The sequence below is a fragment of the Butyrivibrio sp. WCD3002 genome (genome assembly GCF_000424265.1).
Classification (GTDB): Bacteria; Bacillota; Clostridia; order Lachnospirales; family Lachnospiraceae; genus Butyrivibrio.
On sequence record NZ_AUJO01000026.1, the window covers coordinates 1 to 11,856 of the forward strand.

13 protein-coding genes and 2 pseudogenes are annotated in these 11,856 nt (G+C 40.4%); all 15 read right to left on the reverse strand.

Going from position 1 to position 11,856, the window contains the following annotated elements; translation table 11 throughout:
- Positions 1–330 precede the first annotated feature (330 nt).
- Positions 331–1,602, reverse strand: coding sequence for an ATP-binding protein (locus G608_RS0115360; protein WP_026496757.1), 1,272 nt, complete (start codon positions 1,600–1,602; stop codon positions 331–333).
- Positions 1,603–1,743: 141 nt separating this feature from the next.
- Complete coding sequence (locus G608_RS0115365; protein WP_026496758.1) at positions 1,744–2,436, reverse strand: AlkZ-related protein; 693 nt, start codon at positions 2,434–2,436, stop codon at positions 1,744–1,746.
- Positions 2,437–2,481: 45 nt separating this feature from the next.
- Positions 2,482–2,619 (reverse strand): annotated as a pseudogene (locus G608_RS0115370) (GNAT family N-acetyltransferase); the annotation flags it as partial.
- 19 nt (positions 2,620–2,638) lie between these two features.
- Positions 2,639–3,226, reverse strand: coding sequence for a class I SAM-dependent methyltransferase (locus G608_RS24480; protein WP_026496760.1), 588 nt, complete (start codon positions 3,224–3,226; stop codon positions 2,639–2,641).
- Positions 3,224–3,619 (reverse strand): annotated as a pseudogene (locus G608_RS24485) ((deoxy)nucleoside triphosphate pyrophosphohydrolase); the annotation flags it as partial. The pseudogene G608_RS24485 and the gene G608_RS24480, both read right to left, overlap by 3 nt.
- Positions 3,620–3,634: 15 nt before the next feature.
- The gene (locus G608_RS0115385; RefSeq protein WP_026496761.1) at positions 3,635–3,988 is read right to left on the reverse strand and encodes an arsenate reductase family protein; all 354 of its coding nucleotides are present in this window, start codon (positions 3,986–3,988) and stop codon (positions 3,635–3,637) included.
- Positions 3,989–4,038: 50 nt separating this feature from the next.
- The gene (locus G608_RS0115390; RefSeq protein ID WP_026496762.1) at positions 4,039–4,566 is read right to left on the reverse strand and encodes an NUDIX domain-containing protein; all 528 of its coding nucleotides are present in this window, start codon (positions 4,564–4,566) and stop codon (positions 4,039–4,041) included.
- A gap of 47 nt (positions 4,567–4,613) precedes the next feature.
- Entirely contained in the window at positions 4,614–7,763 is a 3,150-nt protein-coding gene (locus G608_RS0115395) for a DUF3427 domain-containing protein (RefSeq protein WP_026496763.1), read from the reverse strand.
- 230 nt (positions 7,764–7,993) lie between these two features.
- The gene (locus G608_RS0115400; protein WP_035795891.1) at positions 7,994–9,700 is read right to left on the reverse strand and encodes an RNA-binding domain-containing protein; all 1,707 of its coding nucleotides are present in this window, start codon (positions 9,698–9,700) and stop codon (positions 7,994–7,996) included.
- 174 nt (positions 9,701–9,874) lie between these two features.
- Entirely contained in the window at positions 9,875–10,159 is a 285-nt protein-coding gene (locus tag G608_RS24165; protein ID WP_081677458.1) for an ADP-ribosylglycohydrolase family protein, read from the reverse strand.
- Between the two features lie 105 nt (positions 10,160–10,264).
- Positions 10,265–10,435, reverse strand: coding sequence for a hypothetical protein (locus G608_RS23355; RefSeq protein ID WP_155833307.1), 171 nt, complete (start codon positions 10,433–10,435; stop codon positions 10,265–10,267).
- Complete coding sequence (locus G608_RS0115415) at positions 10,432–10,620, reverse strand: hypothetical protein (protein WP_026496765.1); 189 nt, start codon at positions 10,618–10,620, stop codon at positions 10,432–10,434. Before G608_RS0115415 ends, G608_RS23355 begins: the two co-directional genes overlap by 4 nt.
- A 21-nt stretch (positions 10,621–10,641) precedes the next feature.
- Positions 10,642–10,953 (reverse strand): PspC domain-containing protein, encoded by a 312-nt coding sequence (locus tag G608_RS22985; RefSeq protein WP_081677459.1) that lies wholly within the window; start codon positions 10,951–10,953, stop codon positions 10,642–10,644.
- A 50-nt stretch (positions 10,954–11,003) separates the two neighbouring features.
- Positions 11,004–11,222 (reverse strand): hypothetical protein, encoded by a 219-nt coding sequence (locus G608_RS0115425; RefSeq protein ID WP_035795892.1) that lies wholly within the window; start codon positions 11,220–11,222, stop codon positions 11,004–11,006.
- 193 nt (positions 11,223–11,415) lie between these two features.
- Positions 11,416–11,853, reverse strand: a complete 438-nt coding sequence (locus G608_RS0115430) for a hypothetical protein (RefSeq protein WP_026496767.1) — start codon at positions 11,851–11,853, stop codon at positions 11,416–11,418.
- Positions 11,854–11,856 lie beyond the last annotated feature (3 nt).

Sequence of the window (11,856 nt, forward strand, 5' to 3'; positions counted from 1 at the left end):
CAATTCGATTCATAAAGCATTGGGCCTAGAACATATAGCCCCAGATGATGTAATGCTGTGTCCAGCCCTGTTGAAATAAAATAGTTTAAGCACAGGCAGATTTCACTGCACCAGAATTTAGTCTTACATACAAGGCATGTGGAATTTAGTCTCGCACACTATTTTCCAGGTGCCCCATTAGCATGCAAAAAACTATCAAACTGGGTGCTTATGGGCTCATTATATGGCAAAAATATGAAATTGTTAAGGTGCAAAAACGGAATTTAAATCCGCATTTTGAGGCATTTATTAGCAACTGGAATTTACTTTTTCATTTAAGTATTATCGTGACTAAATAGCTGCTCCCATTAAAAATTTGTAAACAGGTATCACTTCAATAGTCAGACCATCCTTTGTAATAGTACACTCTTCTTCATTGGTAACTATAATAAGGCGCCGTATTCCTTTAGTTTTCTCAGCAAAAGATACAAGACTCTTGGTTTCTCTGTCTTCTGCTGATTCCAAACTGTATGCAACCTGAATCGCACAGTCTTCTTCCGGAAGAAAGAAATCAATATCTATACCTGTTTGTGTGGACTTGAAGTAATATACTTCTTCGCCAAAAGTACGTTTTAAATAAACCGCTACCGCATTCTCCAAAAGCACTGATGGTTTATCAACGAGAAACAAAGACAAAATGCCATTGTCATAAAAATAGAATCTTGGCGTATTTTCTTTTTCAGCGAACTTAGAAACATAATTCCTGTTTCTGAACAGCAGATATGCATTTTCAGCATAAGATGTGTAATCTATCATGGAATCTGTTGATGTCTTAACACCGGTTGCCTTTACATTCCCAGCCAGCTTATTGAACGAAACCTCATGCATTACTGTTTCAGCTATCTTCTTTATCATAAGCCTGAGGGCCATCTTATTATTCACTTTTTCTCGTTCTATAATATCTCCAAGAAGAACCTTCTCGTATACGCTCTTAATATACTCTCTTTTGTTTGATAAAAGCAGTGCTTCAGGAAAACCACCACTCAAAATATATTCCTGGCACCCTCTGCGAATCTTTGCCAGCTTAGAGGTTGTAAGAAATGACTTTTCATCATGGGTTATCTTTTTATAATCAAGCGACTCGCCAAGGGAAAAAGGCATAATCATTTTGGACAGATACCTGCCTCCAAGAGCTTTTTCCATTTCAGAACTAAGCATCTTAGCATTGCTTCCGGTAATATATACATGCTTTTTCTGGTCAGCCATTCTTCTGGCAAAATGTTCCCATCCATCTATGATCTGAATCTCATCAAAGAAGTAGTATATCTCTTTAGCATCCGTCAACTCATAAGAAGTCTCAACGATGTCATTAAAATCATCCTTTGTGAAGCCTAACAGTCTGTCATCCTCAAAATTAACGTATATTATTTGAGACCAGTCCCATCCTGCTTCAACAAGTTCTCTCGCGATTTTGTATAAGAGGGTTGATTTCCCTGCTCTTCTAAGGCCAACAAGAATATAATTGATATTATTTTCAAAATCATAGTCACGTTCGATGATTTCAGCATTTTGTATTATTTCAATCTGCTCTAAAATGACCTGTTTCAATACACTATGATTCATTACCGCCTCCGATTATCATATAAATATCATGTTATATGATATATTTTATCGTATGCGCACGACAATATCAATATATTTTTATCGTGTGTGTACGATAAAAACCAGCATATTTTATCGTACACGCACGATACCTCGCATATTCTACCCCCTAAGCACAGCCCTAATCTCGTCTTCCTCCATCTTAGGCAGAACCTTTCGAATGCGCTTAATGATCCTCTCCAAGGACTCTTCCGGGTCCCTCTTGTAGGCGGATCTGCATAGCTTATCGCCCCAGAATCTTTCAGCGATATCGTACCGGCAATTACCCCATCCGTATTCATCGCCGTTCTTGCGTACACTGTATTCAAAATTCACAGGGACAACGTAGGTCTCCATCTGGAGCCTTGTGATAACCGTCTCGAACCCCTTGTTGCCGCCCTTTTTATAATTCAGTGCATCCTTGATCTCTCTCGTAAGCATTGCGCCGGAGTCCGTGATGTAGTCCACAACTCCCTTGTCCTTGTAGGATGCAAGGCCGTCATCAAATCTGGCATCGAAATCATAGCCGTCCCTTCGATAATTACAGAAATCAGGCCATAGTTCCAAACTGATAAAGCCAGCCTTCTTCTCAAAGAACTTCCCATAGACAAGCTCCCTGTTCTGAAGAACCTCACCCTTCCAGTCCCAGGCATCCCAATGAACCCTGCCCTTCCAGCGTCCCTGATACCACGCCTCGTATGAAACATTCTCTTCCAGCGAGAATCCCTCTATCCTTCCCGAAAAGAAAGGCAGAAAACCTATCTCATTAACGAGCTCAACCAGATCCCCTCTGTTTCTGATATCTGTACCAATCATCGATTCACCCGCAAAAACTAAACTCTTAAAACCAAGCTTCCATTATCAGTTAAGCACAATATCCATCTCATGCCACGCTTCACCGCCCCATACAGAAGCAGATTCTCCAAGGTCGGTAAATCCAAACTTACGATACATCTCAATTTTATCCTCGAGACACGTAAGCACCAGTCTTTTCCTGCCCCGCCTTGATATCATCACCTTACTTTTTTCTTCCGATAGCATTGACCCACATCTCCGCTTCTCTTCCGGGTCTGTTGTCGTTACCGGTGTCATTAAAAATAATCTCAAATCCCGCATCCTCGAAAAGCGGTACTATACTCTTTTCATTAAAATCGCTAAACCTCCGGCTTCCTCGCATCTTCGTGCCATCGCCGTATTTAAAAGAAGCATATATAACGCCGCCGTCTTTTAGAGAGGCATTAAGCTTTTTCATGGTCTTCGGAAGCTGATCCACCGGTACATGAAGGAGCGAAGCGCAGGCCCAGACTCCGTCGAATTCATTATGAAAATCCATATCCTCGAACCTCATGTCCAGCACTTCCTGCCCCAGATACTCCGATGCCCGCTTTCTCATTTCCTTAGATGCATCAAAAGCTGTCACATGAAAACCTAAATCCATGAAAGCCTTGCTGTCTCGTCCGCTTCCGCAGCCCGCATCCAAAACATGGCCATGCTCAGGAAGAAGTTCTACAAACCTGTCCCTCTCATAGGACATATCCGCATTAACACTTCCTGAGAAAAAAGAGTCAGCGTTCTCGTCATAGTACTCCACATTTTTATCGACCATGGCCGCAGAGATTTTGGGAAGCAAAATAAGATCCGCAGAAAGCCAGTCAACACTCCTAAGATCGCAGGCTTCAAGCCACTTTGCAGCTTCATGCTCCAAAAGCTTAAGCTCGCCCTCTGCAACAGTTGCCCAAAAGCAGTTCATGTGAAGATGGAATTTTTCATAATCATAATCGATAACATCTAAAAGATCATGAACCTCTATCTTAGCCCCAAGCTCTTCCCTGATCTCGCGAACAAGGGCCTCCTCCGGGCTTTCACCCTCTTCAATCTTTCCTCCCGGGAACTCCCAGCCATCCTTATAATCTCCGTAACCGCGCTGAGTTGCGAAAATCTTTGTTTTTCTCTTGTAATCATCGCAGATAATTGCTGCTACTACGTTTATTGTTTTCATATCCCCGGTTTTCCGTCAGCCTAATGCGTCCTTCCAGTCCTCTTCCTTAAAACCTGTCAGCACCTTTTTATCTGTTATAAGAAGGGGCCTTTTCACGATCATTCCATCAGATGCAAGGAGCTTAAACTGCTCGTCCTCGCTCATATCAGGGAGGCGCTTTGAAAGCTCCAATTCCTTATAAAGCTTGCCACTGGTATTGAAAAACTTCTTAAGAGGAAGTCCGCTCTTTTTGTGAAGTTTTCTCAGAGTAGCTTCATCGGGATGATCTTCTTTGATATCGATAAGCTCATATTTTATCTTGTTATCATCAAGCCACTTAAGAGCTTTCTTGCAGGTGGTGCATCTTGAATAGCAATATACCTTGTTCATGTAAACCTCCTTAAAAACACTATATTTTCAGTTTCACTTCCTAACTTCTGTTACAGTCTCGCCTCGATATCCCTGATGCCTCTGCCCATCTCTTCATCGTTGTGATCCATGATATGAGCGTAAAACTCGCTAAAGGGCATGACCCTGACATCATTTACTTCATAGCGGTTAAAATCAAAACCGCCTTCAGGAACATCAACCCTCAGCATGAAAATCGAAGCAAGGAGCCCTGTCCCATCGTCCCAGTCTTTTATATACTCAAAAGCAAGTTCTAAATCATCAGGTGATACCTTTATTCCAAGCTCTTCCGAAAGCTCTCTGACAGCGGCCTCTGCATCGGTCTCTCCTGCTCTTACTCCGCCACCTGTCATATCCCATTTCCCGGCATAGTACTTGGCGAGCAGAGATCTCTGCTGAACAACATATCTGCCCTCACCCTCTCCCGGAGCAGGGCTGTCGCTTGTCTTCATAATGATAAGAACGTGCTTTATGTAGTCCCCGGGCTGCTTCTTCTCATGCTTCTCGATGACCCTCCCGGTGAACTGTTTGTCACGTGTGAAAATTTCGATGTATTCCATAGGTTATCCTGATATATATTTCTTGTAAAAAAGTAAGCCGACAATCATCATCCAACTTCAAGCTTACTAGTCTTTTTAATGTATTTTGCAGGAATCGGATTATCTAAATGCCATGTAATATTCATAGGCCTGCTGCCGTGGTGACTTACATATTTCGCAGTCCCAAGGTATGTGTAAGGTGCAGTGCCGGCCAAGTCAGTTTTAAATTCTCTTACAAACAAAAGAACCTTACTTCCGCCTTGAACGTGATTTATATACCTCTGACCCGTTGGTGAAGTATCCGAAGTCGTACTCTGACTCTGCCAATGGAAAAACTCTTCATTTACAGAATAATCATTATACATAGTCGTCGGTGAATAGTCCTTGTCAGCCTTATTCAGCGTGATAAAAAGCACATCTACACGCTTATCTTCAAGCCACTTCACACCCTCTCTTACCGTCTGCGGCTTCATGAAATCCATGGACACAAGAATCTGATCTCTGGTATAAGTACAATACAATTCCAGCGGACAGTCAAATCCCAAATCAACGCGATCTCCTACCACGTCAATTCTTTCAAGATTGTAACCAAGAAGCTCTATTAACTCACCCAACATATTTTTGCAATTGCAAAGCTCTGATAAGTTCTGTTTTACTTCAGGTGCATTCCAATCATCCACCGTATTCTGCCACAAAGTCACATAGAACATCTGCATCATTCGCTGATATGTTTCAGGTAAAACACTAATATCTAAATCATTTACCCTTGGCAGAATTTCAATCAAAAACTTAATCCACAGTGCAGAATCTACAGCGACAAACTTTGCAAATGCTTTCGTCATCTTCTCTTCAATTGGCTCATCAAAATCACTTATCACACCGGCATCTGCGCAAAGCCTTGCAAAGGAATACTTTGCATAAATACTATATGCATTCAGGTGATAATAATGCAGGAAATTCTTAAGAGTCAGTTCTAATCCACTATCCTCAGTGAATGTCTGTATCCTTGATACGAGTCCTGCCCTGCTATCAAATGACTGCTTTATATTATTCAATATAACCTGCGTCGCCTTCTTCTCAAGCTGTACATAGCATCCCTTTGGAAGCGCAGTAAATCCATGCTTTATTTCATACTGAACGCTATGATTTGTGTTGGCAAGTAGTGCAGAAAACTTCTCTTCAAAGTTATATTTCTTATTGGCCTGCCCGATAAAATCAAGAACTGTCAGGCATTCTTTCCCATCTGATAAACGCAGACCTCTACCAAGCTGTTGTAAGAACACAGTAAGTGATTCTGTAGGTCTAAGGAAAAGAACAGTCTCAACCTCCGGAATATCTATACCTTCATTGTACAAGTCAACAACAAAGATAAACTTTATCTCACCGGCCAATAACATCTTCTTTGCATTAGCCCTATCACCATCTGACGAACTGGACGTAAGTGCTATCGACGGAATTCCCTTTTCATTAAAATATTCACTCATGAATCTTGCATGCTCGATAGATACGCAAAATCCCAAACCATGAACACTATCCATGTCCGTGACATACTTATACAAAGAATTGATGATATGATTAGCTCGCTTCTCTGCAATCGCTCTGTTCATAGAGTACAGATTGCTAAGCTCAGTTTTGTCATAACCGCCTCTAACCCATCTAACCTCTGACAGATCTGTTTCATCAGATACACCAAAATACTGGAAAGGACAAAGAAGCTTTCTCTCTATGGCTTCCGGAAGTCTGATCTCAGCTGCTATCCTTCCATCAAAATAGTCAAGGACATTCTTCCCATCCATTCTCTCTGGAGTAGCTGTAAGTCCTAATAATATCTGTGGTTTAAATGTGCTAAGCAGTCCCTGATAGGTAGGTGCGGCTGCGTGATGGAACTCATCTACTACGATAAAATCATAGTGATCTGCAGGAAGTATGTTATATAACTCCTGCGATGCTACAGTCTGTATGGATACAAAAAGATGATCTAAGTTTGCCGGCTTCTCACCGCCAACATATAGCTCACCAAAATTTGGATCCTTCAAAACAGCTCTGAAAACTTCCCTGCTCTGTCTTAGAATTTCTTCTCTATGCACAACAAAAAGAAGCTTATTCTGCTTTTCAGGATGCCTCTTACAAAATCTTCTATAATCAAATGCAGCAATAAGTGTCTTTCCCGTACCTGTGGCAGCAACCACAAGATTCTTATTCCTGCCTCTGATAATTCTCTCAGCATCAAGCCTATCCAATATTTCCTTCTGATAAGGATAGGGATTGATATCTACGATAAACCCATAGCCCTCTGCATTATTACCGCGTCTCTCTGCTCTAAGTGCAGTTCTTAACTTGTCGTAGCTGTCGTGGGTGTACTTTTCAAATACAGCCGAATTCCAATAACTATCAAAAGTGGCTTCTATCTTCTTTATCGTAGGTTCCATATCCTTGGTGGTAACTTTGATATTCCACTCAAGTCCGCTGGACATAGCCACATTCGACATGTTAGAAGAACCTACATAAGCTGTAGTGAAGCCAGTATTTCTATAAAAAATATATGCTTTGGCATGAAGTCTTGTGCGCTTCGTATCATAGGATATGCGCACTTCCACCCCTGTCAGATTACACAGCTCATCTATAGCTTTTGCATCTGTAGCTCCCATATATGAAGTGGTGATGATCCTAAGTTTTCCTCCGCGATCAGTAAAGCTCTTTAGTTCATCATATAAGAGCCTTAAGCCACTCCATTTAATAAAAGAGACAAGCATATCAATTCTATCTGCTGTCTCCATTTCTTTCTTAAGCTCAGAATACATCTGAGGCTCATGTATCGCTCCTGTAAACAAACTGCTCTGTGCAACAGATGTTTCAGGGCGCACTATATCCTTAGCTTTACGCTGCCCGATTTTATACATGGGATCATTGTCTGAAAGGAGTGCCAGTAGCTGCTCTGCACTATCAGCTACTGCCAACTCCTTCAGATCACCTAATTCATCCTCATCAGATATAAGGCCAACCACCTTGTTAACAAGCTCAATCTTGGCCTCAAGATTTTCATCATCTGCGATGCGATCAAGAGCCTTATGGACAACCTCTGAAACATACCTTGAAAGGATCTCAGATGCTTCCGCACCATCAATCTTCTCAACGCGCTTTAAATCTTCAGCTGCGCCACTAAGCTCTGATTGTATCTGTTTATTTATGACCTGTTCGTATAATCCGGGTTCCAACATATGTATCCCCTCATGTCATATCTTATAGTTACCATATCATCAATAAATATCTTATTTCTTTTCGCCGCGTTATTTAATAATGATTTTATAGTTTCTCTATTTAATTCGACTCTTTTTGATATAATATATGCTTTTTATTCTTAATCTAACCAATTTAACCAATCCAAAGGTGCCAAAATATCGTATATACGCACCTCTTCTCGTTTTAATTATTGGTTAAGATTGGTTAATTATTTTTTCAAAATCCAATTAGCCAATCTCTTATTGTCAGAATCAGTAGTTACTAACCCCTCATTAGCCAAAGAGTGTAACAGATTCTTTATTTTAGACTCCTTTTGAGTGTCTGTAAGCCCTTCCGGTAACTTATCCCATAAAAGGTTTTTAATATCTTTTTTCTTTGCCTTTTTCCATTGCTTCAAATATCTTACGATCATATCTTTGTAGTACTGGTCATCAAATGCTTTCTGTCTGATATACTCTGCCTCCTGCTCTGTGCTCTTAGCAACAGAAGCAGAAATATACAAATTATTTACTCTTCCCTCGACCAATTTGAGTTTGCGTAAATACTGTACACCTTCTTTAGGTAGTTCGTGCTTTTTCTGAACCTGATCGAGCAGGAATACTGTCTGTAAATCCAAGTCCTGATTGTCATAAAGAACATGCATATAATTGTCATCAAGTGACTTGCCATAAACGCTTACCGCCACCTGCTGCCTATTAGATAAGTCATAATCTGGCATAGGGAAAAATCTTTCCTGCTGAATTCTAAACACTCGTCTAATACCCATTGCCTGTGAATCTATCATATTCAGCTTTACCATCGTTTCCGCCAGTAGTTGGTTTCTATAAAATGGTGGATTATAACTTGGTTCTAATACTGGTTCAATGGCTCCGGGTAAAAAAGAACCTGGATTTATAAGCATAATCTTATCTTCGAACTCATTGAGAATAATTCTTCCGCCAATTGTGTATTCTGAGTGAGCAATACAGTTGTTTAATAGCTCGCGCAATAGCCACATATCATATTGGGTCGTTTCCATAGGAAAAAGAGTCATCTGATTCGGCATATATCTGTAAGTCAGATTTCTTATTCTACCAAACAACCTGTCACTAAGCGTGATGTATGGTATTTTAAAGATCTCATAATCACTAATATCGTTTTTAGAATTATATAAACGCCAAGCTGCTTCTGGTGCTGAAGCAAATAAATAATCTTTGTCTTCATGCCCTAAAAGAAGCATTGCTGCATTAGTGACTTTTCCATCAATTACGAGCTTTAATTTGGTAAGAAATTCTGTATCATTCATACCGTCAACTTCTTTGGCAATATGTGGTTTTCCCATTTTTTCTTTATATTTCTGACGAGCAAGAAAAATTGCATCTTTATCCAAATCATCAATTTTTGCGCCTTCTAGAATTTGCTTCGACCAGTCCTTCTTCTCCTGTCCTCGTATTCTGTCGAATTCCTCATTAGAAAGCGGTCCTAACGACTCTCCATCCCTGCCATAATAATGTCCCTTCCATGCAGTAGGCGTTCCTGTTTCAGCTGCTGGTATTTGGAACATTACTACTCTTCGCTTTTCACCGTCAACTTCAATTTGAAGTACAAACACATCAATAAATGAAATATTGCCAGTAGTATTCTGTGCTATTTCCTGTTTAAGAGTATCAAGTCCTTTCGAATCTCTATAGTTAGAACCAACAATAGCTCTGTCTTTATTGCGAACCCCAAATACAAGCCATCCATATTGCAATGACTTTAAGTTCGCTTCATTACTAATCGCAGAAAAGTACTCCCCAATCTTGTTCTTATCATAATCATTTGTTGCTTCCTTAAACTCTACAACCTCATGCTCCCAGTTATTTATGAGTTTGTGCAACACCTGTTTGAGATCATTATTACTCGCCGTTTCCTGTAATTCATAAAACTCTGACATTAAATCACCCCTAAAACTTTTTTGTAATAGTCAATATCGCTTAAATTAGTTCCCCTCACCAATTGATTATTTATTTGTATCGAATAATTAGTATGCTATAACTATCCCTCTAATTATATCATTCATTTGAGTATTCTTCCCTAGAGTATCTGAGCAAAGCATAGATATTTATTACTATGCAATTTCTTTGATATTTACCCAATCATCAAACCTCTTCACAACCTCAATCATCTCCCCATCAAGCCTTTTATAAGTCTCAAGCAGCATTTCCGGCGGCATACCATAGAATGCCTCAGCCATTGCTCCTGCGATGCAGGTCAGGGTGTCGCAGTCGCCGCCCAGGGAAACTGCTGTCCTTATGACGTCCTCAAAATCTTTTCCCTCAAGAAAAGCTGTTATGGCTTCGGGAACGGTTTTACCATATCTCCAAGAATCGCTCCGTGCATAAGTGCCTCCTATCTGCTTTCGCTTTTACCTGTTTTCCTGTTATGAGATGAGTATAGGGGAATTAACTAAAAAAGAGGTCACCTCACAGGCGACCTCTTCTGTGTCCTTTCGGACTGATTATATTTGTTCTTTTTCCTGGCAGTGAAGTCTGTAAGCTTCAAAGAAATGTGCTGCCGTGCAAATAAACCACATACCGGCCATCACTGTTTTTCCGCCTACGATGCACATAATTCCGCTCACTGCAAAAACTATTGCCAAAACAAGTCTTGATCTTGATGTTATTTTCATGATGTATAATCCCCTTTATCTTCTATCGCTTCTACTGTTTGTCTCTGCCCAAGTTTCCTACTTGATGCCACCGCGATAAGAAGTATTATGATGTCATCTACAGGGCAGGCAGATACGAGATCTACCGGTGACAATATGTATGCTCCCAAGAGAATCGCAAGAAGTAATTTAAGTCCTTTGCTCATCCTTATTCCCCCATTTCTTTTTTAGATGTTAAAGCCTTTGACCTCTGAATTATCTGTAAAAGGCTTGAAGCCAACGGGTTCACTTGATTCATAATATTTTGCCGAGTAACTGTTTTCTTTTTTATAGAATCCGGTGTTCTTCGCACTTGCAGGTGCATCTTCCATTATTATTGCAAGGAAGATGTACGGAAGGATTCCGATTCCGGTTGTAAATAAGAGGATCAAATAGATGACTCTTATGATTGTGGGATCAATTCCAAAATACTCACCCAGACCTCCACATACACCACAAACCTTCTGATCTGCACTTTTACGTAATCTTCTTTCTCTCATAACCTTTCTCCTATCAAAAACCCATATGGCAAAGTGATACTATTGCCTCCTTAAGCCTCCTTGACCAAAAGACCAACAATCATTGCAACTAAAAGTACCGGGAATGCTACATAGAGCAGTCCTCCAAATACCATTGCTATTAAGGTGAAGGGCAGGAATACAAGGAAAAATGCAACCTTGATCATGCTCCATGAGAACCTGAAAGCAAATCCTATGAGCTTTCCAATAAAACCGAACATACAAATCATAAATAACATTGTCAGTAACATAACCATCACCATCCTTTTCAAATTCGTACCAACAAGTGTTTTTGTTTATAGTGATATTGTAAGCAAAAGGATGAATTTGTTATATATCAAGTAGAGCAAAAAACATATCCATATTTCTACTTCTTTGCGTATTAAGGTCATATTAAAGAAAAACAGGCCATCAACGATGACCTGTCAAAGCATTGCAATACTATTATTCTGTTATCTCGCCGCCGGCTTCGCGCAAATCGAACAGTGAAACAATCTTTAAGTCCTTTTTTTCGATATCTATATCTCTAAACCAGATGTTTCCGTCATCGATGCATGCTCCCTGCCAGTTCGCCCACAGATCGGCGCTATCCCATGCAGCAAGAGATGTCATATTTTCCTCACTAAATCCTGTGCTGTTAGCGTATGCAACAAACTCTTCCTTGTTGTTGCACAGATTGTTTGCTTCCTCTGTACCTATCGGATACTGGATCATATCTCCAACAGTTTCCCAGTCCTTTGCAAGAACAGCATCAACTACTGCCTTGGCAAAAGCTTCTACTTCTTCGTTGCTGGCATCAGTGAATACGACATACTTACCTTCTTCATCACTGACCTCTTCTGTAGCATCAGTACTGTCAGCTGTTGTCTCTTCATCTGACATGAT